The sequence below is a fragment of the Mesorhizobium sp. M1396 genome (assembly GCF_040317725.1).
In the GTDB taxonomy this organism is placed as follows: domain Bacteria; phylum Pseudomonadota; class Alphaproteobacteria; order Rhizobiales; family Rhizobiaceae; genus Mesorhizobium.
The window spans coordinates 84,930-108,262 of the sequence record NZ_JAMYLA010000006.1; the positions used below are offsets into that span (position 1 = coordinate 84,930).

A 23,333-nucleotide genomic window follows, 5' to 3' on the forward strand; every position below is an offset into this window, starting at 1 on the left:
ATCATGATCCTTTGGGCGGACCGGGTGCTGCCGCCACTGCTATTTCATTGACTACACATAAAGACTTCTTTATATCCTTATTCGAATTCGAAACATGAAAGCCAATCCGATGACGACCACCAACCCTATCGACGCGCTGCTGACTGAAAAGGGCGTGCTGCTGGCCGATGGCGCCACCGGCACCAATCTGTTCGCCATGGGTCTGGAGGCGGGTGAGGCACCCGAGCTGCTGAACGAGACGGCGCCCGACACCATCACCAGCCTGCACCAGAATTTCGTCGATGCCGGCGCCGACATCATCCTCACCAACTCGTTCGGCGGCACCCGTCACCGCTTGAAGCTGCACCATGCGCAGGACCGCGCGCATGCGCTGAACAAGCGCGCCGCCGAGCTCGCGCGCGCCGTCGCCGACAAGGCCGGTCGCAAGGTGATCGTCGCCGGCTCGGTCGGCCCGACCGGCGAATTGCTGGTGCCGCTTGGCGCCATGACCTATGACGAGGCGGTCGACGCCTTCGCCGAGCAGATCGAGGGCCTCAAGGCCGGTGGCGCCGAAGTTGCCTGGATCGAGACGATGTCGGCTCCCGACGAGATCCGCGCCGCCGCCGAGGCTGCCATACGCGTCGGCCTCCCCTACACCTACACCGGTTCCTTCGACACCGCCGGCCGCACCATGATGGGCCTGCTGCCGAAGGATATCCACGGCGTCACCGACGGGTTTTCGCAGGCACCGCTCGGTGTCGGCGCCAATTGCGGTGTCGGCGCCTCCGATATCCTGGCCTCACTGCTCGACATGACCGAAGCGAAGCCGGAGGCGACGGTTATCGTCAAGGGCAATTGCGGCATTCCCGAATTCCGCGGTACCGAAATCCATTATTCCGGCACGCCCGAACTGATGGCCGACTATGTGCGCCTCGCCGTCGATGGCGGCGCCAAGATTATCGGCGGCTGCTGCGGCACCTCGTTCCAGCACCTTGCCGCGATGCGCAAGGCGCTCGACGCCCACACCAAGGCGGATCGTCCGACTGTTGCCGCGATTGTCGAGCGCATCGGTCCGATGCGCAACAAGGTGGCGACGGAAAACACCGCCGAGACCAGCGAAGCCCGCCGCGAGCGCCGCCGCGGCCGGGCCTGACCCATCGGTTTTCGACTATTCGCTGTTGTCGGCGTAGCTCGACTGCGCCGACTTGAAGTCGACCACATTGTCGCCGCGCATCGTCATCAGCGCGCCGGATGAAACCGGATCGGTTATCTGCTCCAGCATGATGCGGAAGCGGTCGTTGGTCAGCGCCGACATGGCGGTGTCGCGCGCCTGCGCGACATCGTCGCTGATGCGCCTTGATTCGGATGATGGGGCTGATGAAACCGCGGAGGCGTCGCGTGCTGGCGGTATCGAGTTGGCGATAGTCCTGATCTGCAATTCCGGCTCCTCAAGCCCCGTAGACATGTCCCGTGTAGCAAGGAGGGGGTTGCGATCCGGTACCGGAAATGCGGCGCAATTTAACGACCCGGGAAATTGCAAAAAAAAGGCCGGCAAGGGAATGAACCCCTCGCCGGCCTGCCTCACCCGCCCGTAGGTCGGTTTCCCCTATCAGAACGATCCCATCTGAAAGAAACCGGCCGTCATCACCACTACCGGTTACCGCCCAGCGCCGAGGCAAGGCGCACAAGCGAGAGGAACTCGGACCTGTACCCAAACGGGTCGGCTCCTCGAGCGGCAGTGGCGATCTCCATGATCTTGTCATAACCGAACTTCGCGGTCGCATCCTCGTCGCGCAGCTTCTGGCCGAAGGCCGCGACCGCGACGGAGAAACGCTGGTCGGTGCTGGCCTGGTCAAACGACGAAATCTCATTGGCCGAGGTCACCGGTGTGGTGATCAGCTTCGAGACGTCCTCGTTGGGCAGCTTGTAGCGGATCTTGACGAAGGCATATTCGTCCGCATTGGCGACGCCGCCATTGTTGACCGACGCCTGGCCATAGCGCAGCGGATCGATCTGTTCCCCGCCGCCGCCCTTGGGTGTGATCTCGTAGATCGCGGTGACCGAGTGGCCCGAGCCGATATCGCCGGCATCGACGCGGTCGTTGTTGAAATCCTCGCGGTTGAGGGCGCGGGTCTCGTAGCCGATCAGGCGATATTCGGAGACCTTGTTCGGGTTGAACTCGACCTGGATCTTCACGTCCTTGGCGATGGTGAACAGCGTCGAAGAAGCATCCTCGACCAGCACTTTCTCGGCCTCGGCCAGCGTGTCGATATAGGCGGCGGTGCCGTTGCCGTTCTGGGCGATGGTCTGCATCATCTGGTCGTTCAAATTGCCTCGGCCGAAACCGAACACCGACAGGAAGACACCGGTCTTGCGCTCGCTCTCGATCAGCCGCTTCAGATCATCGTCATCGCTTTGGCCGACATTGAAGTCGCCGTCGGTGGCGAGCATCACCCGGTTGACGCCGTCCTTGACGAAGGATTTCTGCGCCAACCTGTAGGCTTCCTTGATACCCGCCTCGCCGGCCGTGCTGCCGCCTGGCCTCAAATTGTCGATGGCACTGAGAATCTTGTCCTTTTCGGACGCCTTGGTCGGCTCCAGGACCGTACCGGCATCACCGGCATAGGTGACGATCGAGATGGTGTCGTCCGCCTTCAGCTTGCTGACCAGCAGCCGGAATGCCGACTTGAGCAGCGGCAGCTTGTTCGGCTCGTCCATCGAGCCCGAGACGTCGATCAGGAAGACCAGATTGGCCTTCGGCTGCTCGGCCGGCTTGACGTCAAATCCCTTGATGGCGACGTGCATCAGCCTGGTGTGCGTGTTCCACGGCGTCGGTATCACGCTGACGGTCGAGTTGAACGGCGTCGAAGCCGAGTCCGGACCCTTCCAGTCATAGGGGAAGTAGTTGATCATCTCTTCGACGCGCACCGTGTCGGCCTGTGGCAGGGTGCCCTGCTTCAGCGAGCCGCGCACGAAGGAATAGGAGGCCGTGTCGACATCGATCGAGAAGGTCGAGACCGGATCTTCGAGCGCGGCATGCACCGGATTGGTCTTGAAATCCTCGACGCGGTCGCGGTTCTCTTCCTGTGGTGCCAGATGGTCGGCCGGCATAGTGGCAGGCTGCTGTTGCACCATCAGCTTGGATTCGGCGCTCTGCATGCGGTCGACCCGCGCGGCATTGGGTGCGTTGGTCGTGCCATCCAGCGCCAATTCTCCTGCGGGTGCTGGTTCGGCCGGCACACCACGCCCTAGTGCATTCTGCTGTGTCGCGCCGCCGGCAACGGTCGATTCGGATTTCGGCGGCGAAGCCGGAGCCACAAGCGCATCGGTAGCGTCGCGGCTTTCCACATCGGCGTCTGCCTTCTTGTCTTTCTCCAGCTCCGAGATGTTCGGCTTCGGCTCGGCGGTCATCGGCTTCACGGTCGCCGGCTTGTCGGCCAGCGTCTCGCTGATCTTCTCGTCGCCGCCGAATTTAGGCGGCTGCTCCCTCAGCATATGGAAGGTGGCGTATCCGGCGATCGGCAGGGCGACGAGCCCGGCAAGGGCCGGCGTGGCAATGAGTTTCTTTTGCATGATCTCGCTCCAGAGCTTTTGTGCTCGCTCTGTGAGACGAAGCCCGCCAACCGATCCTTGGGTGACAGCAGAAATATTTTCCTGATCGTATGCGCGCAGAGCGGCTTCAAAGGCACGGGCCTTCGCGCGCTCGCCCGGCGCCGGCGCCGCGATATCGCGCAGTCTCTTGAGTTCGTTGTCGTCGACCATGGTCACACTTCCCCGGCCGTACGCATCAGCGTCTTCAGCCGTTTCTTCGCTTCATGGATGTGCCAGGAAACCGTCGTCTCCGAGATCGCCATCGCCTCGGCGGCGGCCGCGTGGCTCAACCCTTCGCCATAGACCAAAAGCACCGCATCACACTGCTTGTCCGGCAATTGCCGAACCGCTGCCCAAAGCGCATCGGCCGGGTCTTCCGGTTCGGCCGACGCATCGCCCGTGATCAGCGCATGGATGCCATAGGCCTCGGTCTTGATCGCCTCACGCGCGGTCTTTCGCATCGTGTCTCGCGCGGCGTTCATCGTCACGGAATAGAGCCATGTCGTGAAGGCGCCGCCGCCGCGATAGTCGCGGATCGCCTTGCCGAGCCGGACGCAGACCTCTTGGGCGATGTCTTCGGCGTCCGCCTTCCTGCCGCACCATCGATAGGCGGTCCGATAGACGAAGTCGTAATGGCGCTCCAGCAATGTGCTGAAGGCCCCCCTGTCTCCGCCCTTCGCCCGCCCGATCAGTTCGGAGTCGGAGGCTTCGCTCTCATCCAGCATCATCGCCATCATTTGCCTGTTGGACGAAGGCTAATGGCTAATCCTTGGGGTAATGGAAAGATTTTTTCGGAAACGGCCGGATCGTGACCATCAACGCCCCTGCTTGACACATCCATATCTCGGTGGTTATACGTTAAACCAATAGCCGCCGGGTTATCGATCCCAAATGACGAACGCTCACGATGTCCTCTTCAGAACGCTCTCCGATCCGACGCGTCGTGCGATCTTCGAGCGCTTGTGCCGCGAGGGCGAACAGACGGTGGGAGCGTTGACGGCTCAATCCGGGGTCTCGCAGCCCGCGGTGTCGAAGCATCTCGGTCTTCTCAGGCAGGCCGGACTGGTGCGCGATCGCCATGAAGGACGGCAGACCCATTACAGCGCCCGGCTCGCAGCACTTTCCCCACTAACCGACTGGACGAACCAGATGAACGCGTTCTGGCAGAGCCGGTTCGACGACCTCGAAAATTTGCTCAAAAGAATGGACCAATGACCAGCACAGCGGCCGAAACGCGCTCCGTCATCGTCGAACGTGATATCCCCTATCCGCCGGAGAAGATCTGGCGCGCCCTCACCCAACCGCATCTGATCGAGGAGTGGCTGATGAAGAACAACTTCAAGCCAGTCGTGGACCACCGTTTCAATCTCAGCGCCGACTGGGGCGGCGTCGACTGTCGGGTCCAGACGGTCGAGCCCAACAAGACGCTATCCTACACCTGGGATACCAAGGATCTCGAGAGCGTGGTCACCTGGACGCTCACCGCTACGAGCACGGGGACCCATCTGCGCATGGAGCAGACGGGCTTCCGGTCGGACCAGCAGCCCTACTTCCGCGGCGCCACCGTCGGCTGGCAGAGGTTCCTTGCTGCCCTGGAGGATGTCCTGGCGCGGCTGGATTGAAAGCCGCCGGCAAGCGGATCGCTGGGTCCGCTTCGGCCCGTTGACAGGAGGTGCCATTGGACAAGTGGATTCGGCAAATTCATCGCTGGCTGTCGATCATCTTTACGCTGACCGTCATCGCCAACTTCGTCACCATGGCATTCGGGCAGCCTCCCGCCTGGGTGGTCTACTCTCCGCTGTTACCGCTCTTCTTGCTGCTGTTCAGCGGCCTGTACATGTTCGTGCTGCCCTATGCCACCAAGGGACGCGACGCGCAGCGCGCGGACGGATAGGTGTGGGCAGAATGGCCAAGACGCTGGGACAATCCATCAAGGCCAAGGCTGCACCGGTGCTGCTCTCGGGCGGCAACCCGCAAATCGCCAAGGGCGACGGCGACGCCCCCGTGCAGGCATACATCGCCGCAATGCCAGGCTGGAAGCGCGATCTCGGCGAGCGCCTCGACGCGCTCATCCAGCGCAGCGTGCCTGACGTGCGCAAGGCCGTGAGATGGAATTCGCCGTTCTACGGCATCGAAGGCCAAGGCTGGTTCGTGACGTTTCATGTCTTCACCCACTACGTGAAGGTGACCTTCTTCAGCGGCATGTCGTTGCGGCCGATCCCACCCGGCGGCACGGCGAAGAGCAAGGATGTGCGCTGGATCGACATCCGCGAAGACGACCAGTTCGACGAGGCGCGGATGGCGGACTGGGTGAAGCAGGCCGCCGCCCTGCCCGGCTGGGTCCCGTAGCGACCGAATACGACAGAGGAGAAATAGCCATGAAGATCAAGCTGACCAGTGTGCACGTGGACAACCAGGAGAACGCACTGCGCTTCTATACCGACGTGCTCGGCTTCACCAAGAAGGCCGATTTCAGCAATGGACCCTATCGCTGGCTGACCGTGACCTCGGCCGAAGAGCCTGACGGGACCGAGCTGCAGCTCGCCCTCAACGACAACCCGGCGGCCAAGGCTTATCAGGAAGCCATCTTCAAGCAGGGGCAGCCCGCGGTTATGTTCTTCACCGACGACATCAAGGGCGACTACGAGCGCATCAAGGCCAAGGGCGGCGCGTTCACCATGCCGCCGACCGAGGTAACCGGCTCGACCATCGCTCAGCTGAACGACAGCTGCGGCAACCTCGTTCAGATCACCCAGCTGGCGCGCTGGTAAAGGACGGCGGTTGAACGCGTCGAGGCACAGGAAGGCACCCAATGAACCCATCCGAACAGATCGACCAGCTGATCGCCGGCCTCAAGGACTGGCGCGCCGAGACGCTCGCCGGCATCCGCAAGACCATTCTTGCAGCCGACCCGGACATCGTCGAGGAGTGGAAGTGGATGGGCAGCCCGGTGTGGTGCCTCGACGGGAACATCGTCGTCGGCAATGCCCACAAGGATAAGGTGAAGCTCACCTTTTTCCACGGCGCCAGCCTGCCCGATCCCGACAAGCTGTTCAACAACGGTTTTGGCGGCAAGGTGTGGCGGGCAATCGATATCCTTGAGGGCGACAAGCTCGATGAGGGCGCCCTGAAAGACCTTGTCCGGGCCGCCATCGACTACAACCGGGCCAAAAAGAAGAAGAAAGCGCGGGCGGGTGCTCGGGCGAAGGTGCAGAAGTAACGGGTCCTAGGCAGCCTGGCCCGCCACCCATCCCGACGACCATGCCCACTGGAAATTATAGCCACCCAGCCAACCTGTGACATCGACGACTTCGCCTATGAAGAACAGGCCCGGCACGGATCTCGCCTGCATGGTCTTCTGGTCCAGTCCGTTGGTGTCGACCCCGCCCAGCGTCACTTCGGCGGTGCGGTAGCCCTCTGAACCGGCCGGCTTGATACGCCAGTCATTGACCGCGGCGGCGACGGTCTCGATCTGGGCGTCCGAGAGATCGGCGAGGTTGCTCTCGATCCCGGTTCGTTCAGTGATCGATTGGGCAAGCCGCTTCGGCAGATGATTTGCCAGCACCGTCTGCACCGCCTGCCGTCCATTGTCGCGCTTGGCGGCACGAACAACGTCCGCCACATCAATTCCCGGCAGCATGGCGATGCGGATTTCATCGCCCTCGCGCCAATAGGACGAGATTTGCAGGATGGACGGTCCGCTGACGCCGCGATGCGTGAACAGCATCGCTTCGGAAAACCGCGTCTTGCCGCAGGCGACTTCCGCGTCGACGGCGTTGCCAGCCAGCGGCGCCAGCCGTTCGAGCGTGTTGGCGTCGAATGTCAGCGGCACCAGCGCCGGCCGCGTTTCGACAATGGCTAGGCCGAACCGTTCGGCAAGCTCATAGCCGAAACCGGTCGCTCCCATCTTGGGGATCGACTTGCCGCCGCAGGCCACAACAACGGACTGGCAAGTGACCGTGCCGGTGGAGAGGGTGAGCACAAACCCCTCGGCCGTTTTGCGGACATCCGCAACGCTGGTCGACAGGGCCAGCTCCACGCCCCTGCCCTGCATTTCCGAGACCAGCATGTCGATGACCTGGCGGGCGGAGCCGTCGCAGAACAATTGCCCCAGCGTCTTCTCGTGGTAGGCGATGCGATTGCGTTGGACGAGCGCGATGAAATCGCGCTGCGTGTAACGGCTGAGCGCCGAAATGCAGAAATGCGGATTGCCCGAGAGAAAATTATTCGGGCTGGCGTGGATGTTGGTGAAGTTGCACCGGCCACCGCCCGAGATGCGGATCTTTTCGCCCGGCATCGCCGCGTGATCGAGGATCAGCACCGAACGGCCGCGCTTGGCCGCCTCCACGGCGCACATCATTCCGGCGGCACCCGCGCCGATGATCACGACATCATAGAATTGCATCAGGCTATTCGTTCCCGCTCGACCCACTCATCCGGGGCCGCGCCATTTCTGCTGCCTGATACCGCGAACGGGACGGGCAGCCAACAGGCAAGAATAGCCGCGGAGAGGTTTGGGGACAGGAACCAAGCGAAGACCGGACGTCGGCTTTCGACCCTGAGCAGTTGACCACTTTGGCCTGACAGTTCTCTAGCAATCCTGTCCCAGCAGTTTGGTGATCTGGGGCGTAACGATTTTGGTGAACAGCCCGGGATCGCTGAAAGCCCTCGCAGAGAGCATGGCCCCATGAACCGATGCCATCAACATTTGGGCCTCCTCCTCCGGCCGGTTGTTCAACCGGAACAAGCCCTGCTCCACTCCAGCCCGCAGCACCGACGTAAGCCATCTCGCCAGGTTATGGAAATGAGCACGAATGCGCGATGCGACCTCTTCCGGCAGCATCTGCATCTCGCCAGCGAGCATCGCGCAGACGCAAAATGACGGCGAGGCATCGCGAATGCATGTCTGCCAGTAGTTCAGATAGGATCGCAGTTGTTCTGCAGGGCTTGAGAACTGCTTCCGGACAGATTCCAAACCGGATTCAGCCTGCCGCTTGTAGCGATCCACCAGCACCGAGACCAGTTCGGCCTTCGTCGGAAAGTGATGGTGGATGCTCGCCTTCCTGATGCCGATCGCAGCCGAGATATCGGCATAGCTGAACCCGTTATAGCCGCCTGCGACGATGAGCGACTGCGCGATGTCGAGAATTTTTTCGGACGTCGAAGTCTTTGATTCCATACTTTCGCCTACCTTCTGGTAGGAAGATTGTCAAGTATGTGCATCGCTCCTGCTTCTCACGAAGAGGTGTCCGAGCGCCGGGTTGACTCATGGGAGGATGCCTCCCTACTGGTAGGTAGACAACAACAAGGAGCCTGCCAATGCAAAGCCAATCTTCGACCCGGCCCAACTGGTTGCGATCCTATTATTTCGGACGCGCCATATTCTCTATCGCCTGGATTGCTGCCGCCATTCTCTTCAGCGGGCGACCCGGTCCCGCCGCGTTTCTGCTCGTGATCTACCCGGCATGGGACGCGTTCGCCAACCTGGTTGACGTCAGGGTAAATGGCGGCCTGAAAGCCAACTCGTCTCAAGCATTGAATGTCGTGGTCAGCCTGATAACGGCGCTCGCCGTCATCGTGGCGGTCCGCAACGGCATGTATGCCGTTCTGGCCGTGTTTGGGATTTGGGCGATCCTCTCGGGCCTGCTGCAGCTGAATACGGGACTAAGGCGTTGGCGCTACTATGGCGCACAATGGGCGATGATCCTAAGTGGTGCGCAATCGGCCCTCGCCGGCGGCTTCATGATCAGCCTATCCCTCGGCACTGTTGCGCCGACGATTCTAGACATCGCCCCTTATGCTGGGTTCGGCGCGTTCTACTTTCTGCTTTCCGCCATTTGGCTTGTCGTCGCAGCCTATCGCAAGGCAGAAACCTAGGCGCTGCCTGATACGCGGCGGCAAGGTGAAAATCATCTGCCGCCGTCTTCAGCACGGTCAGTATCGCCACGACGGGCGCCTTGTGACCTGGCAGTGAATCCCGGCCCTAGATCAGTGTCTCGGCGAACAGCGTCGTCAATCGCTTCCAGTGGCGCTCGGCGCCCGCGGCATTGAAAACGCTGTGGTCTGGCACGCACCAGCCATGCGCCACACCGACATAGTTTTCGATGACGTGGTCGACTTCCGCAACCCTGAGCGCCTCGGCCAGCCGCGCCGATTGTTCCGGCGGAAAACTTCTGTCGACACCGGAAGTGCCGACATAAACGCGCGCCTGGATGGACGCTGCCTTGCGGTGCGGGCTGTCGGCGGCGTCGCTGGCCAGATTGCCGCCATGGAAACTCGCGGCTGCCTTTATCCTGTCTGGATAGGTCGCGGCGGCATTCAATGCCCGGCCGCCACCCATGCAATAACCGACCGTGCCGACCGGTCCGGTGACGCCCTCGGCAGCCAGAGCATCGAGGAAAGCACCACTGTCGCTGATGGTCATCTCCTGCGTCGTGCCGCTGACCAGCGCCGTCAGCGCCGCCTTGGTCTTTTCCTCGACGAAGGCGGTCTTGGCGTCGAACGGCCCGTAAGGCGCATTGCGGTAGAACAGGTCCGGCAGCAGCACCGTATAACCTTCATTCGCCAGCCGCTCGGCCATGCTGTCGAGCGCCGGCCGCGGACCGAAAGCGTCCTGATAAAAAATGACGCCGGCCTTGGTCGAAGATGCCTTTGCCGAGCGGAAAAGCCCTGCCTTGGCAACGCCATCCCTGGTCTCGATGTGAAGCTGTTGTTTCGTCATCGCCCGGCTCCGTTCGTCAGATGCGCGATACATATCCGGCCGAACCGATACGGCAAGGCGTTCCCTGAACCCGGCGGTCAACATTTCGTGCAGGATTGCGTGTCGGTTTACAGTCCCGCGAATGCCGCCATGTGAAACGCCTGGACCTCCGGCGGATAGCGATAGGTTGTGCCATAGGGACAGGCGTTTCGATCGAGGCAGCCGCCGCTGCGGCACGGTTCGCCGTCCGTTCCCCGCACATGCGCAAGACAGCCCTGATAGGCAAATCCTTGCGCGGAATAGGCGTAGACTGGGCAAGATTTCAGGCATGGTTTCTCGACACAGGTATCGCAAAGGTGAGGCGCTGCCTCGGCGGCGCGAACCGGAAGCGTGTCCTCGAACAGCAGTGCACCGCGATAGGCGTGCCACAGCCCGTATCGCGGATGCATGAGGATGCCGAGCGGTGACGGCCTCAGCCCCTCCGCCCGCATCGCCCATTGCTGGAACGGCAGATAGGGCTTGTCCGATGGCGAAACGGCCCGCGCCCCGAATGCCTCCGCCACGGCACCGATCACTTCGCGCGACCACGTGTCGAGCGGATTGGCGATGCTCCGTGGTTGCTTTTCCCGCCAGCGCAGGAAATGCGGCCAGGGCGCGGCACCCCCCTGCCCCACCAGCAGGACGGCTCTGGCCGGCGCGCCCGATGATCCAGTTGGCGACGCTTCGCCGGGCGCGAAATTGAAACCGCCGCGAAGGACAAGGCCGTTGGCGAGAAGCGCCGCAGAGATGCGGTCAACGCTGCAGGCAGGCGCAATCATTCCTTCTTGACCGGATCGGAGAACGCGCTCCGCCAGACTTCCTTGTGGATGATGCTGGCGACTTTAGCCCCGCCTGACTCGGGCTCCTTTCAAGTGAAGGCGTCGGGCATCGACCCCTTCTTCCTGGCGATGAAGTCCTTCAAGGCCTCGTCGATGCTCGGATCGAGATGCGGCGCCTCGTAGCTCTCCAGCCAGCGGCGGGCAAGCTCGTTGGCGCGCTGCGGCGCGGTCTTCTCGCCTTCGGCCAGCCACTGCTCGTAGGAATTGTTGTCGGCGATGTTGGAGCGGTAGAAAGCGGTCTGGAAATTCGCCTGGGTGTGGTCGCAGCCGAGATAGTGGCTGCCCGGACCGACCTGGCGTATGGCATCCATCGCCTGGCCGTTTTCCGATAGATCGACCCCCTCGGAGAATTTCTGCGTCATGCCGAGCTGGTCGATGTCCATCATGAATTTTTCGTAGCAGGACGCCAGCCCGCCCTCGAGCCAGCCGGCCGAATGCAGCACGAAATTGGTGCCGGCCAGGATGGTCGAGTTCAGCGTGTTGGCGCTTTCATAGGCCGCTTGAGCATCCGGGACCTTGGACGCGCAGAGCGAGCCGCCGGTACGGAACGGCAGGCCGAGGCGGCGCGCCAGCTGTGCGGCGCCATAGGAAACCAGCGACGGCTCCGGCGTGCCGAAGGTTGGCGCGCCCGACTGCATCGAGATGGACGAGGCGAAGGTGCCGAACAGCACCGGCGCGCCCGGCCGGATCAGCTGCGTGAACGAAGCGCCGGCCAGCACCTCGGCCAGAACCTGCGTCAGCGTGCCGGCCACCGTCACCGGGCTCATCGCGCCGGCAAGGATGAACGGCGTGACGATGCAGGCCTGGTTGTGGCGCGCATAGACTTTCAGCGCGCCGAGCATAGTCTCGTCGAACACCATCGGCGAGTTGGCGTTGATCAGGCTGGTCAGCACCGTGTTGTTTTCGACGAAATCGTCGCCGAACACGATCTTGGCCATGGCGACGGTGTCTTCGGCACGCTCCGGCGCGGTCACCGAGCCCATGAACGGCTTGTCGGAATATTTGATGTGGCTGTAGATCATGTCGAGATGGCGCTTGTTGACCGGCACATCGACCGGCTCACAGACCGTGCCGCCCGAATGGTGGATCGACGGCGCCATATAGGCGAGCTTCACGAAATTCCGGAAATCCTCGATCGTCGCATAGCGCCTGACGCCGTCGAGGTCGCGCACGAAGGGCGGACCGTAGACAGGCGCGAAGACCGTGGCATTGCCGCCGATCTGCACCGAGCGCTCGGAATTGCGGGCATGCTGGGTGTAGACGGATGGCGCGGTCTTGAGCAGCGAACGGCAGAGCCCCTTCGGAAAGTGCACGCGCTCGCCCTTGACGTCGGCGCCGGCCTCTTTCCACAGCTGCAGCGCTTCCGCGTCATCACGGAAGATGATGCCGATCTCCTCGAGCACCGTGTCGGTGTTTTTCTCGATCAGCGCCAGGCCTTCCTCGTCCAGCACCTCATAGACGTTGATCTTGCGCTTGATATAGGTGAGCTGCGTGCCCGGGCCACCGCCCGAACGTGCTGCCCGCCGGGCAGCGGCTCCGCCGCTGGCGCCGCGCCCACGTCGCGCGTTTGACGCTTCCTGATCGACTGCCGCGTGTTCGCTCATGGTGGTTCTTCCCTGAATCTGTTCTTGTCTGGAATCCATAGCGGCTGCCTCTCGCCGCTTCTTGCCAGATCGTAGCCATGCACCCTATTCGAAACGGCCCGCCAGCGCCAACGCCTGTCGCAAAATCGACAAGAATTCCAAGAGAGTTGCGGTCGCTTTCCTTTTGCGGGAAGTCGCAAATCAGCTATGGATACATGCCCCTAGCGGGTTAGGAATGACCGTGAATATTTTGTGCTTTGCGACATGGTCGCGATGCCGGCAGGAGCTCGATACAAATGTCCGACGACGAGATCATCCTTTCCGAACTTTCCGACGACGAGTTGGTGCAGCAGATGCACGACGATCTCTATGACGGGCTGAAGGAAGAAATCGAGGAAGGCACCAACATCCTGCTCGAGCGCGGCTGGGTGCCTTACAAGGTGCTCACCGAGGCGCTGGTCGAGGGTATGCGCATCGTCGGCGAGGATTTTCGCGACGGCATCCTGTTCGTGCCGGAAGTGCTGCTGTCGGCCAATGCGATGAAGGCCGGCATGTTCATCCTGCGTCCGCTGCTCGCCGCCACCGGCGCGCCCAAGCAGGGCAAGATGGTCATCGGCACCGTCAAGGGCGACATCCACGACATCGGCAAGAACCTCGTCGGCATGATGATGGAGGGCGCGGGCTTTGACGTCATCGACCTCGGCATCAACAATGCGGTCGAGAAATATCTCGATGCCATCGAGCAGCACCAGCCCGACATCATCGGCATGTCGGCACTGCTGACCACGACCATGCCCTATATGAAGGTCGTCATCGATACGATGAAGGAAAAGGGCATCCGCGACGACTATGTCGTGCTGGTCGGCGGCGCGCCGCTGAACGAGGAATTCGGCAAGGCCGTCGGCGCCGATGCCTATTGCCGCGACGCGGCGGTGGCGGTCGAGACCGCCAAGGATTACATGAAGCGCAAGCACAACGTTCGCGCTTCGGCCTGAGCCGGCCGGCCCGAAATGCCCCATGAAAAAAGCCGCGCCTTGCAGCGCGGCTTTTTTGTCCCCAGATGATGAGGAAGGCTGTGTGTGGATCAGGGCTTGGTAACGGTGTCCTCGACTGCCTTGGCCGTCGATTTGACGTCCTTGCCGACGCCACGGACGGTGTTCGCGCAAGCCGCAAGGGTCAAGGCGCAAGCCAGGATGGCAATCGGCGTGATGCGTAGCAGTTTCATGAACGGTGTCTCCCTCAACAGATAAATTAGCGCCACAACAACGAAGGCCGCTCGACTGGTTCCATGGCCAAGACGCAAAAAACGAAACCGAATCAAGACGACAGGCTGCTCGTTATCGCCTGTGGGATGATTGCGCGCGAAGTTCTGGCCGTCAAGGAACAGCTCGGACTGGATCACCTCGACCTGACCTGCCTGCCTGCGGAATTCCATTTCTATCCGGACCGCATCGCCCCGGCCATGGACAAAGCGATCGAAAAGGCCAGAGCGGAAGGCTACACCAACATCTTCGTCGGCTATGCCGATTGCGGCACCGGCGGCCTGCTCGACCGCATCTGCGAGAAGCACGGCGTCGAGCGCATGGCCGGCCCGCATTGCTTCGCTTTCTATCAAGGCATAGATGCCTACGCGAAGATCGCCGACGACGACATGATGTCCTTCTACATGACCGACTTCCTGTGCCGGCAGTTCGACGCCTTCTTCATGAAGCCTCTCGGCCTCGACAAGCACCCCGAGTTGATCAAGGACTATTTCGGCAACTACGAGAAGCTGATCTATCTCGCCCAGACCGATGATCCCGATCTCGACAAGGTCGCCGAAAAGGCCGCAAAGATGCTCGGTCTCGTTTACGAACGCCGCGCCACCGGCTATGGCGACCTGACGGCCGGAATGGCGCAGGCCGCCGCCGTCATCGGCTAGGCCGCCCGCAGTTCCGTTAGCACATCGGCAAAGCTCGTCTTGCAGACGAAACCCAGCCTGTCCCTCGCCCGCGACGCATCGTAGACCCGGTCGATGGAGGAAAACATCGTCCAGCCTTTTCGCGCGTAAAGGGCCGGAAAATCCGGAAAATAGCGCGCGACGACGGATGGCGCATCGGCGATTAGCTCAGTGCAGTCTTCCGGTCGAAATGGCGTTGGCGCCGATACGATGAAAATATCAAAGCCGAGCTGTGGCGCCTTTTCCAGGGCAAGGATGTGGGCATCGGCCGCGTCCTCCACCGTCAACCGGCGAAACAACAATTCGTTGGCCTTGGTGTTGGCGTCCGACTGCTCGATCCCATGCGCCATGTCGTCGGCTTCGGGAAAGAAGCGGGCCGTGCGCAGCACCACCACCGGCAGCCCGTGCTGGATGTGATAGAGGCGGCAGAGATGCTCGGCCGAAAGCTTGGTGACGCCATAGATGTTGCGTGGCTCGGCCGACATTGCCTCCGTCAGCCATGCCGCCTTGCGCGCGCCACCGCTGAACCCGTCGCGTATCGCTTGCGAAATCATCAGCGAGGTCGTCGAGGTGAAAATGAAGCGCTGCACGCCGGCCGCCACCGCCGCATCGAGCAGGTTGAGCGTGCCTTGCACATTGGTGGCGACGAAATCGCTGTTGGCGCGGCTCTCTATGTTGGGCTTGTGCAGCGCGCCGCTGTGAATGATCGCGTCGATCTGGTTGTCCCTGACCGTCCGCATGACAAGGTCGCGGTCGGCGATCGAGCCGATCATCCGCGTTTCCGCCGATGGCACCGGATCGAGCCCGGTGACATCGTGCCCAAGCGCGCGCAGCCGCGGCGTCAGCGCGCTGCCCAGCCAACCCGACGATCCCGTGAGCAAGATTCGCATTCGTCACACCATGATTTTTGACCGTGACGCTGTTAAGCACGGATGACAGGCGCCAACGACCCGATAAGTTATGCACCAGCCGGCGCTGCGCCAGACTTCAACCGGAGGCTTCCTATGACCCATCGCCCGCTGTTCGCCCTTGTCGGCTTGCTCTGCTGCACTCTTCCCGCCCTTGCCGATGGCGAGATACAGAAACTCATCACCGCCGCCGACAAGGCGCGACTTGACAAATATGGCGAGACCCGCAAGGCGGCGCTCGCCGAGGCGAAAGCGGGCGACCCCGCCGAGGTTAGACAACTCGACGCCTTGCTGGCGAAGCCGCTGGTGGCCTTCTCCGACAAGGATCTGACCGGCAACTGGCAGTGCCGCACCATCAAGGCCGGCGGATCTTTGCCGCTCGTCATCTATGGCTGGTTCAAGTGCAAGGTGATCGATGACGGTTCGGGCTGGCGGCTGGAAAAGATCAGCGGCTCACAGCGCACCAAGGGCCGTTTCTTCGACGATGGCGAGAAACGTGCGATCTATCTCGGCTCCTTCTATGTCAACAGCGATCCGGCAAAACCCTATGGCAGCGGCCCGCAAACCGACCAGATCGGCTATGCCTTCCGCAACAGCGCCAAGGAATGGCGCATCGAATTCCCGGCGCCCTACTATGAATCGAAGCTCGACATCATCGAGTTCAAACGCTGACCGTGTATCGAAGAGTTGATCACCAAGGATTAACCCGAACGCCTTAGCATCCCGCCCATTGTCGAGAACGGGTTGCTTGGAGGGGGCAAGATCCATGGCAGCATCGGAATCCAGTACGCGGATCGTGGTCGTCACCGGAGGAGGCCAGCATGTCTGGGCTGTCGTCAACGCGATCACCGACCGCGTCGGCCCTGTCAGCGTCGTCCTCGAAACGCCTGAATCCAAAAGGCAATTGCTTCGTGGTCGGGCTCGCCGTCAGGGTTGGATCTCCGCCGTGAGCCAACTTGGCACGATGGTGCTCAGCAGACTCGGCAAACGGCTTCTCGCCAGCCACGCCGCCCAGCTTATTGCCGAAGAAAAGCTGGAGGTCGAGCCGCGGCGAGGCCAGGAAATCATCCATGTTGCTTCCGCCAATGGGCCGGAGTGCCTCGAGGCGATCGAGAAGATCCGGCCTGGCGTTGTCCTGCTTAACGGCTGCAGACTGTTGTCGAAGGACATGTTGGCCCGGATGCCGTGCCCGGTGCTCAACTATCACGCCGGCATCACGCCGAAATACCGCGGCATGAATGGCGGCTACTGGGCGCTGACTTCAGGCGATCCGCAGAATTTCGGCACCACCGTGCATCTGGTCGATGCCGGCGTCGACACGGGCGGCGTGCTGAAACAGGTGCACGGGCGGCCGAAACGCGGCGACACCATCTCCAGTTACGCGCTTCGTCAGGCCGCGTTCTCGCGCGACATCTGCGTCGAGGCAGTCAGCGACGCGCTGGCCGGAAAACTCACCACCATCGACCCGGGCCTGCCGTCGCAACAATGGTATCACCCAACGATCTGGTTCTACCTCTGGACTGGCCTCAGAACCGGCATCTGGTAGCGCCTCCTTCTCCCGGATCCGCATGCCGCGCGCCGGCTTTTCCGACGCGTCGAACCTGCCGCCGGCTCGCGCCGCAAACGAATAAACCCACCTTTCATTTTACGACATCCAAATGCGTCGCTTTTGAATGCGCGCGCGTCGTCCCATAACAAGCGGCCCCACCGCGCTTCCGGCAATGCTCCGACACTGCATCGGCCCGAAAATCGGAATCGATCTTCGGAAAGCTCGATGCAGCAGATTGAAGTGGTAGAGCGTCCTTTGTGCGTCCAAGTGGACACAGGGCGCTCTACGGGAGTGAGAATTCATGGCCGATCTGATCGTCGTCTACTGGCGCGACATCCCTGCCCAGATCATCGTCAAGAAGGGTCGGCAGAACGCCAAGCGCGAACTGCCGCTGCGCTTCACCGAGGCGATCGACATGTGCGCCATGCGCACCGGCGCCGGCGGCACCGACGATTATCTGGCCGAATGGCGCAAGGCCGATCCCATTCCGGTCGGCGACGACCTCGAAGCCGAGGTCGAGAAGGCGTTCAACGACATCGACACCAAATACGACCGCGAGCGGCTGGTCGCTCTGGTCAAGGCGGGCGGCAAAGAAAATGTCTGACACCACCCCGGCGGTTACCCAGGCCACTTTGGTCAAGAAGGCAGCGCCGAAATCCGACTACAAGCCGGCCGACGTGTCGCCGCAGCGGCGCGTGCAGCGTTCCTTCGCGGTTCGGCTGTGGTCGATCAGGCATTCGCGATTGCTCGAATGGTTCTACGCCAAATTCGCCGACATGTTCCTGCTCCTCCATCCCTTGTGGAAGGGCATCGGCTACGGCCGTGTCGAAGGGCCGATCAAATTCGTCGAGAAGCGCGTCAAGGGCTTCATGTTCGACTGCCGCATGTGCGGTCAGTGCATATTGTCGTCGACCGGGATGTCGTGCCCGATGAACTGCCCCAAGCAGCTGCGCAACGGCCCTTGCGGCGGCGTCCGCGCCAACGGCAATTGCGAGGTCGAGCCCGACATGCCCTGCGTCTGGGTCAAGGCTTGGGAAGGCTCGCAGAACATGGTTCACGGCGACAAGATCCTGACGGTACAGAAGCCGGTCGACCAGTCTCTGCGCGAAACCTCGGCCTGGCTGCGGGTGACCGCGCAGGCCGCCGCCGCGCGCGAAGCCGCCGCTGCCGCCAAGAATGGCGCGGCGAACACCGGGGCATCGGCATGATCGGACGCCAGCGCGACGAGAACCCGGCCGGCATCCACCTGCCGCTCGAGCCCCTGCCCGGCCACACCTCGCGCGGCCGACTGGAGCGCGTGCTTCGGCGCGGCGAGTTCGCGGTGACGACGGAGCTCAATCCGCCCGACAGCGCCGATCCGGAGGACGTCTATAATCGCGCAAAAATCTTCGACGGGTGGGTCGACGCCATCAACGCCGTCGATGCGTCGGGCGCCAACTGCCACATGTCTTCGGTCGGCATCTGCGCACTGCTCACCCGCATGGGCTACGCGCCGATCATGCAGATCGCCTGCCGCGACAAGAACCGCATCGCCATCCAGGGCGACGTGCTGGGCGGTGCCGCTATGGGCGTCGCCAACATGCTGTGCCTCACCGGCGACGGCGTGCAGGCCGGCGACCAGCCCGGCGCCAAGCCGGTGTTCGACCTCGACTGCATGTCGCTGCTCGAGACCTGCCGCATCATGCGCGACAACGGCAAGTTCCTGTCCGGCCGCAAGCTGACGACGCCGCCGCAGCTTTTCCTGGGTGCTGCGATCAACCCGTTCGCGCCGCCGATCGACTTCCGCCCGCATCGGCTGGGCAAGAAGATCGCCGCCGGCGCGCAATTCGTGCAGAGCCAGTATTGCTTCGACGTGCCGATGTTCCGCACCTACATGCAGAAGGTGCGCGATCTAGGTTACACCGAAAAATGCTTCATCCTGGTTGGCGTCGGCCCGCTCGCCTCGGCCAAGACGGCCAAGTGGATCCGCTCCAACGTGCCGGGCATCCATATCCCCGATTCGGTCATCAAGCGGCTGGAAGGCGCCCAGGACCAGAAGAAGGAAGGCAAGCAGCTCTGCATCGACATCATCAACGAGGTGAAGGAAATATCAGGCGTTTCCGGCGTCCATGTGATGGCCTACCGGCAGGAGGAATACGTCGCCGAGATCGTCGATGAATCGGGCGTGCTGAAGGGCCGCCAGCCATGGAAACGCGAGATCCGTCGTGACGACCAGATGGTTGCCGACCGGCTCGAAAGCATATTGCACGACGACATTACCGAAACGCAGGTGGACATGGTGAAGACCGCGCACTGACGGCGCGGAAGGCCCCCATTCGCTTGAACGAAAACAAACAACGATATAAAGAAATCTTTATATCATGGCGGAGAAGAATTCATGACCCGTACCATCGTCGCCTCGGCGACCCGAGAAATCATCATCGGCTTCGACCAGCCGTTCTGCGTGATTGGTGAACGCATCAATCCGACAGGCCGCAAGAAGCTGGCCGCCGAGATGATCGCGGGCAATTTCGAGACCGTCATCAGGGACGCGCTCGAGCAGGCAGCCTGTGGCGCCACCATGCTCGACGTCAATGCCGGTGTCACCTCGGTCAACCCGAACGAGACCGAACCTGGCCTTTTGGTGCAGACGCTGGAGATCGTGCAAGGGCTGGTCGACCTGCCGCTGTCGATCGACTCGTCGGTCACCGCCGCGATCGAAGCCGCGCTCAAGGTCGCCAAGGGCCGCCCGCTGGTCAACTCCGTCACCGGCGAGGAAGAAAAGCTCGAAGCCATCCTGCCGCTGGTCAAGAAATACAATGTGCCCGTCGTTGCCATCTCCAACGACGAGACCGGCATTTCGATGGATCCGGACGTGCGCTTCGCCGTTGCCAAGAAGATCGTGCAGCGTTGCGCCGATTTCGGCATTCCGGCGCATGACGTTGTCGTCGACCCGCTGGTCATGCCCATCGGCGCGCTGGGCGATGCCGGCCGCCAGGTGTTCGCGCTGCTGCGCCGCCTGCGTGAAGAGCTCAAGGTCAACACCACCTGCGGCCTGTCCAACATCTCCTTCGGCCTGCCGCATCGCCACGGCATCAACGCCGCCTTCATCCCGATGGTGATCGGTGCCGGCATGACATCGGCCATCATGAACCCGGTGCGCCCGCAGGAAATGGAAGCCGTGCGCGGCGCCAACGTGCTGAACGGCACCGACGAGAACTGCACCAACTGGATCAGGACCTACAAGGACTACAAGCCGACCGAAGGCGGCCAGGCAGTTGCCGCCCCGACGCAAGTCAATGGGCCGGGCGAAGGCGCCAACAATGGTGGCCGTCGTCGTGGTGGCCGTGAAGCCCGCATGGGTCGAGGATAAACGCGCGAGGACAAAGTTTTCTTGACTGATCAAGATCGAAAAAAACTTGGAATGCCAGACTGGAAGATAGGTCTGCGGGTAGCTTTTTGTGCTGTATTCATGGTTCTGGCTGGCGCCTATGCATTCGGCTACAAGAGTCATGAATACCTGCGGTATTTTGATCTGTGTATCTACGCGACGTGCTTGATAATGATCGCGCTGATTGTCGTACCCTTGTTGCTGAGCACAACTCCTGCAAGCATGTTGGACCGGCAGAGACTGGAAAATTTCTCCATATTTTGGCTGCGGTGGTACCCCTTGCCACTCATCGCCTCCTTTCTGGCAAGCCTTGCATATGTGAAATCTTTTCCCAGTGCCGGCTTCGTCGAGTAATGAAAAAATGAACTCACCTGCAAACATCACAGACCCGCTCGTGCTGTTCATGCCGTCGGGCAAGCGCGGGCGGTTTCCTGTCGGCACACCGGTGCTCGATGCCGCGCGCCAGCTCGGCGTCTATGTCGAAAGCGTCTGCGGCGGTCGCGCCACGTGCGGACGCTGTCAGATCGAGGTGCAGGAAGGCAATTTCGCCAAGCACAAGATCGTTTCCTCCAACGACCACATCACGCCCAAGGGTGCCAAGGAAGAGCGCTATGAGCGCGTCCGCGGCCTGCCCGAACGGCGCCGCCTCTCCTGCTCGGCGCAAATCCTCGGCGACCTCGTCATCGACGTGCCGCAGGACACCGTCATCAATGCGCAGACCATCCGCAAGGATGCCGATACCAGGGTGATCGCCCGCGATTCAGCGATCCGCATGTGCTATGTCGAGATCGAAGAACCCGACATGCACAAGCCGCTTGGCGACCTCGACCGCCTGAAGATCGCGCTGATGCACGACTGGGGCCTGAAAAGCCTCGATTTCGATTTCTATCTGCTGCCGCAGGTGCAAGGCATCCTGCGCAAGGGCAACTGGACCGCCACCGCCGCCATCCACAAGGATGCCGACAGCGAGACCGCGCGTGTCGTGGCGCTGTGGCCCGGCCTGAAGAACGAAGCCTATGGCCTCGCCTGCGACATCGGCTCGACCACCATCGCCATGCATCTGGTGTCGCTGCTGTCTGGCCGCGTCGCCGCTTCGTCCGGCACGTCGAACCCGCAGATCCGCTTCGGCGAGGATCTGATGAGCCGTGTCTCCTATGTGATGATGAACCCGGACGGCCGCGAAGGCATGACGGTCGCCGTGCGTGAGGCGATCTCGGGTCTGGTCGACAAGGTCTGCGCCGAAGGCAATGTGCAGCGCAACGACATCCTGGATTCCGTCTTCGTGGGCAATCCGATCATGCACCATCTGTTCCTCGGCATCGATCCGACCGAGCTTGGCGGCGCTCCCTTCGCGCTGGCCGTTTCGGGTGCGGTTCACATCAAGGCATCCGATATCGGCCTGAAGCTAAACCAGGGCGCCAGGCTCTACATGCTGCCTTGTATAGCCGGCCACGTCGGCGCCGATGCGGCGGCCGTCACGCTGTCGGAAGGCCCGCACCGCCAGGACGAGATGATGCTGATCGTCGATGTCGGCACCAATGCCGAGATCGTGCTCGGCAACCGTGCGCGGGTCGTGGCTGCTTCTTCTCCGACCGGCCCGGCCTTCGAGGGCGCTGAAATATCCGGCGGCCAGCGCGCAGCACCCGGCGCCATCGAGCGCGTGCGCATCGATCCCGACACGCTTGAGCCGAAGTACCGCGTCATCGGCTCGGAGCTGTGGTCCGACGAGCCCGGCTTCCTCGACAGCGTCCAGGCGACCGGCGTCACCGGCATCTGCGGCTCCGGCATCATCGAAGTGGTGGCCGAGATGTATCTCGCCGGCATCATTTCCGAGGACGGCGTTATCGACGGGGGACTTTCGGCTCGCTCGCCGCGTATCACCGCCAACGGCCGCACCTTCTCCTACGTGCTGAAGGAAGGCTCCGCCGTATTGAAGGAAGATGGGCCGAAGATCACCATCACCCAGACCGACGTCCGCGCCATTCAGCTCGCCAAGGCGGCGCTTTATGCCGGCACCAAGCTGCTGATGGAAAAGCAGAACACCGACCATGTCGACCGCATCCATTTCGCCGGCGCCTTCGGCTCCTTCATCGATCCGAAATACGCCATGGTGCTGGGCCTGATCCCGGACTGCGACCTCGACAAGGTTTCGGCGGTCGGCAACGCCGCCGGCGCCGGCGCGCGCATGGCGCTGCTCAATCGCGGCTATCGCCGCGAGATCGAGGACACGGTCAGCAAGATCGAGAAGATCGAGACGGCGCTCGAACCGAAATTCCAGGAGCATTTCGTCTACGCCATGGCGCTGCCCAACAAGGTCGATCCGTTCCCGAAACTGTCCGCGGCGGTGAAACTGCCGCCGCGCAAGACGGTCAGCGAGGATGGCGTTGCCGGCGACGCCGCGCCGCGCCGGCGCTCGCGCGAAGGCCACGCGGCAAGGCGCGGGCGGGAATAAGCGGACGCGCCCAGACCGCCGCCTTCCAAACTCATTTGTATGCAAATGTTTCCGGATCGCCAGATCCGGAAACCGAAACACTGTTTTCGCGAAATCCATCCGATACATGGCAGGTGCATTTACCCGGGCATCGAACGGCGGCCGAAGATAATCCTCGGCCGCTGCCGTTCTTCAAGGGAGATGAAAATGTCGATGTTCGGAAATCTCGGTCGCTTCGGTGTGACCATCAGGCCGACCCACGCCAGGAACAAGGCGATCCGCGCGCTGAACAGCCTGCCGGCGCATGTCCAGAAGGATATTGGTTGGCCGGCATCGCCACTGAACGATCCGCAAGCCGCGCTTACCTCGCTGCTTCTGGGTACGCCGCGCTGATGACCTTCGCCG

29 protein-coding genes are annotated in these 23,333 nt (G+C 62.1%); 19 read left to right on the top strand and 10 right to left on the bottom strand.

Features of this window, described 5'->3' with window-relative positions:
- Positions 1-109 precede the first annotated feature (109 nt).
- Positions 110-1,132, top strand: coding sequence for a betaine--homocysteine S-methyltransferase (gene bmt, locus NKH02_RS05535; RefSeq protein WP_352876986.1), 1,023 nt, complete (start codon positions 110-112; stop codon positions 1,130-1,132).
- A gap of 15 nt (positions 1,133-1,147) precedes the next feature.
- Here bmt and NKH02_RS05540 read toward each other — a convergent pair whose 3' ends face one another.
- The 3 genes from NKH02_RS05540 to NKH02_RS05550 all read right to left on the bottom strand — a co-directional run bounded on the left by NKH02_RS05540 (position 1,148) and on the right by NKH02_RS05550 (position 4,304).
- Positions 1,148-1,417 carry a hypothetical protein gene (locus NKH02_RS05540; RefSeq protein ID WP_352876988.1) on the bottom strand — a complete coding sequence of 90 codons (270 nt, stop codon included), beginning with the start codon at positions 1,415-1,417 and terminating at the stop codon, positions 1,148-1,150.
- Positions 1,418-1,629: 212 nt separating this feature from the next.
- Positions 1,630-3,741 (bottom strand): vWA domain-containing protein, encoded by a 2,112-nt coding sequence (locus NKH02_RS05545; protein ID WP_352876990.1) that lies wholly within the window; start codon positions 3,739-3,741, stop codon positions 1,630-1,632.
- A gap of 2 nt (positions 3,742-3,743) precedes the next feature.
- Positions 3,744-4,304, bottom strand: coding sequence for an RNA polymerase sigma factor (locus NKH02_RS05550; protein WP_352876992.1), 561 nt, complete (start codon positions 4,302-4,304; stop codon positions 3,744-3,746).
- Between the two features lie 157 nt (positions 4,305-4,461).
- Here NKH02_RS05550 and NKH02_RS05555 point away from each other — a divergent pair, with 157 nt between their 5' ends.
- Genes NKH02_RS05555 through NKH02_RS05580 form a run of 6 tightly spaced genes read left to right on the top strand, consistent with a single transcriptional unit; the run spans position 4,462 to position 6,790 of the window.
- Positions 4,462-4,785: an ArsR/SmtB family transcription factor gene (locus NKH02_RS05555; protein WP_352876994.1), complete on the top strand. Its 324-nt coding sequence runs from the start codon at positions 4,462-4,464 to the stop codon at positions 4,783-4,785.
- Positions 4,782-5,192 carry an SRPBCC family protein gene (locus tag NKH02_RS05560; RefSeq protein WP_352876996.1) on the top strand — a complete coding sequence of 137 codons (411 nt, stop codon included), beginning with the start codon at positions 4,782-4,784 and terminating at the stop codon, positions 5,190-5,192. Before NKH02_RS05555 ends, NKH02_RS05560 begins: the two co-directional genes overlap by 4 nt.
- 50 nt (positions 5,193-5,242) lie before the next feature.
- Positions 5,243-5,464, top strand: a complete 222-nt coding sequence (locus NKH02_RS05565; protein ID WP_352876998.1) for a hypothetical protein — start codon at positions 5,243-5,245, stop codon at positions 5,462-5,464.
- 11 nt (positions 5,465-5,475) lie between these two features.
- Entirely contained in the window at positions 5,476-5,919 is a 444-nt protein-coding gene (locus NKH02_RS05570) for a DUF1801 domain-containing protein (protein ID WP_352867516.1), read from the top strand.
- A 29-nt stretch (positions 5,920-5,948) separates the two neighbouring features.
- On the top strand, positions 5,949-6,341 hold the full coding sequence (locus NKH02_RS05575) for a VOC family protein (RefSeq protein ID WP_352877000.1): 393 nt from the start codon (positions 5,949-5,951) through the stop codon (positions 6,339-6,341).
- A 41-nt stretch (positions 6,342-6,382) separates the two neighbouring features.
- Positions 6,383-6,790, top strand: coding sequence for a DUF1801 domain-containing protein (locus tag NKH02_RS05580; protein WP_352877002.1), 408 nt, complete (start codon positions 6,383-6,385; stop codon positions 6,788-6,790).
- Positions 6,791-6,796: 6 nt separating this feature from the next.
- Here NKH02_RS05580 and NKH02_RS05585 read toward each other — a convergent pair whose 3' ends face one another.
- Together NKH02_RS05585 and NKH02_RS05590 are read right to left on the bottom strand one after the other, a co-directional pair.
- Positions 6,797-7,975 (bottom strand): BaiN/RdsA family NAD(P)/FAD-dependent oxidoreductase, encoded by a 1,179-nt coding sequence (locus NKH02_RS05585; protein WP_352877004.1) that lies wholly within the window; start codon positions 7,973-7,975, stop codon positions 6,797-6,799.
- Between the two features lie 186 nt (positions 7,976-8,161).
- Positions 8,162-8,749, bottom strand: coding sequence for a TetR/AcrR family transcriptional regulator (locus tag NKH02_RS05590; protein WP_352867510.1), 588 nt, complete (start codon positions 8,747-8,749; stop codon positions 8,162-8,164).
- A 140-nt stretch (positions 8,750-8,889) separates the two neighbouring features.
- Between NKH02_RS05590 and NKH02_RS05595 the strand changes: the two genes are divergently transcribed.
- Positions 8,890-9,447, top strand: coding sequence for a DUF308 domain-containing protein (locus NKH02_RS05595; RefSeq protein WP_352877006.1), 558 nt, complete (start codon positions 8,890-8,892; stop codon positions 9,445-9,447).
- Positions 9,448-9,553: 106 nt separating this feature from the next.
- On the opposite strand, the gene NKH02_RS05600 is transcribed toward NKH02_RS05595, so the two are convergent.
- The 3 genes from NKH02_RS05600 to NKH02_RS05610 form a co-directional block, all read right to left on the bottom strand.
- Positions 9,554-10,291: a dienelactone hydrolase family protein gene (locus tag NKH02_RS05600; RefSeq protein ID WP_352877007.1), complete on the bottom strand. Its 738-nt coding sequence runs from the start codon at positions 10,289-10,291 to the stop codon at positions 9,554-9,556.
- 107 nt (positions 10,292-10,398) lie between these two features.
- On the bottom strand, positions 10,399-11,088 hold the full coding sequence (locus NKH02_RS05605) for a hypothetical protein (protein WP_352867505.1): 690 nt from the start codon (positions 11,086-11,088) through the stop codon (positions 10,399-10,401).
- A gap of 89 nt (positions 11,089-11,177) precedes the next feature.
- The gene (locus NKH02_RS05610; RefSeq protein WP_352867503.1) at positions 11,178-12,752 is read right to left on the bottom strand and encodes a trimethylamine methyltransferase family protein; all 1,575 of its coding nucleotides are present in this window, start codon (positions 12,750-12,752) and stop codon (positions 11,178-11,180) included.
- A 275-nt stretch (positions 12,753-13,027) separates the two neighbouring features.
- On the opposite strand from NKH02_RS05610, the gene NKH02_RS05615 reads away from it, so the two are divergent.
- Complete coding sequence (locus NKH02_RS05615) at positions 13,028-13,726, top strand: cobalamin B12-binding domain-containing protein (protein WP_126069400.1); 699 nt, start codon at positions 13,028-13,030, stop codon at positions 13,724-13,726.
- 89 nt (positions 13,727-13,815) lie between these two features.
- Here the strand turns inward: NKH02_RS05615 and NKH02_RS34520 are convergent, their stop codons facing one another.
- The gene (locus NKH02_RS34520) at positions 13,816-13,956 is read right to left on the bottom strand and encodes an EncA/B family entericidin (RefSeq protein WP_502910928.1); all 141 of its coding nucleotides are present in this window, start codon (positions 13,954-13,956) and stop codon (positions 13,816-13,818) included.
- A gap of 63 nt (positions 13,957-14,019) precedes the next feature.
- On the opposite strand from NKH02_RS34520, the gene NKH02_RS05625 reads away from it, so the two are divergent.
- A complete protein-coding gene (locus NKH02_RS05625; RefSeq protein ID WP_352877009.1) occupies positions 14,020-14,652 on the top strand; it encodes a DUF1638 domain-containing protein in 633 nt (210 codons plus the stop codon).
- Here the strand turns inward: NKH02_RS05625 and NKH02_RS05630 are convergent.
- Positions 14,649-15,560 (bottom strand): NAD-dependent epimerase/dehydratase family protein, encoded by a 912-nt coding sequence (locus NKH02_RS05630; protein WP_352877011.1) that lies wholly within the window; start codon positions 15,558-15,560, stop codon positions 14,649-14,651. The genes NKH02_RS05625 and NKH02_RS05630 overlap by 4 nt on opposite strands.
- A gap of 114 nt (positions 15,561-15,674) precedes the next feature.
- Between NKH02_RS05630 and NKH02_RS05635 the strand changes: the two genes are divergently transcribed.
- The 9 genes from NKH02_RS05635 to NKH02_RS05675 all read left to right on the top strand — a co-directional run bounded on the left by NKH02_RS05635 (position 15,675) and on the right by NKH02_RS05675 (position 23,321).
- The gene (locus NKH02_RS05635) at positions 15,675-16,250 is read left to right on the top strand and encodes a DUF4893 domain-containing protein (RefSeq protein ID WP_352877013.1); all 576 of its coding nucleotides are present in this window, start codon (positions 15,675-15,677) and stop codon (positions 16,248-16,250) included.
- A gap of 94 nt (positions 16,251-16,344) precedes the next feature.
- Positions 16,345-17,124: a formyl transferase gene (locus NKH02_RS05640; RefSeq protein WP_352877016.1), complete on the top strand. Its 780-nt coding sequence runs from the start codon at positions 16,345-16,347 to the stop codon at positions 17,122-17,124.
- Positions 17,125-17,428: 304 nt separating this feature from the next.
- A complete protein-coding gene (locus tag NKH02_RS05645) occupies positions 17,429-17,731 on the top strand; it encodes a virulence factor (RefSeq protein ID WP_027034742.1) in 303 nt (100 codons plus the stop codon).
- A complete protein-coding gene (locus tag NKH02_RS05650) occupies positions 17,724-18,335 on the top strand; it encodes a methylenetetrahydrofolate reductase C-terminal domain-containing protein (RefSeq protein WP_352867490.1) in 612 nt (203 codons plus the stop codon). The genes NKH02_RS05645 and NKH02_RS05650 overlap by 8 nt, the downstream gene beginning before the upstream one ends.
- Positions 18,332-19,423: a methylenetetrahydrofolate reductase gene (locus NKH02_RS05655; RefSeq protein WP_352867487.1), complete on the top strand. Its 1,092-nt coding sequence runs from the start codon at positions 18,332-18,334 to the stop codon at positions 19,421-19,423. The genes NKH02_RS05650 and NKH02_RS05655 overlap by 4 nt, the downstream gene beginning before the upstream one ends.
- Before the next feature lie 81 nt (positions 19,424-19,504).
- The gene (locus tag NKH02_RS05660) at positions 19,505-20,479 is read left to right on the top strand and encodes a methyltetrahydrofolate cobalamin methyltransferase (protein WP_352660579.1); all 975 of its coding nucleotides are present in this window, start codon (positions 19,505-19,507) and stop codon (positions 20,477-20,479) included.
- Positions 20,480-20,500: 21 nt separating this feature from the next.
- Entirely contained in the window at positions 20,501-20,851 is a 351-nt protein-coding gene (locus NKH02_RS05665; protein ID WP_352877018.1) for a hypothetical protein, read from the top strand.
- A gap of 7 nt (positions 20,852-20,858) precedes the next feature.
- Positions 20,859-22,949 (top strand): ASKHA domain-containing protein, encoded by a 2,091-nt coding sequence (locus NKH02_RS05670; protein WP_352877019.1) that lies wholly within the window; start codon positions 20,859-20,861, stop codon positions 22,947-22,949.
- Positions 22,950-23,135: 186 nt separating this feature from the next.
- On the top strand, positions 23,136-23,321 hold the full coding sequence (locus NKH02_RS05675; protein ID WP_352877021.1) for a hypothetical protein: 186 nt from the start codon (positions 23,136-23,138) through the stop codon (positions 23,319-23,321).
- Positions 23,322-23,333 lie beyond the last annotated feature (12 nt).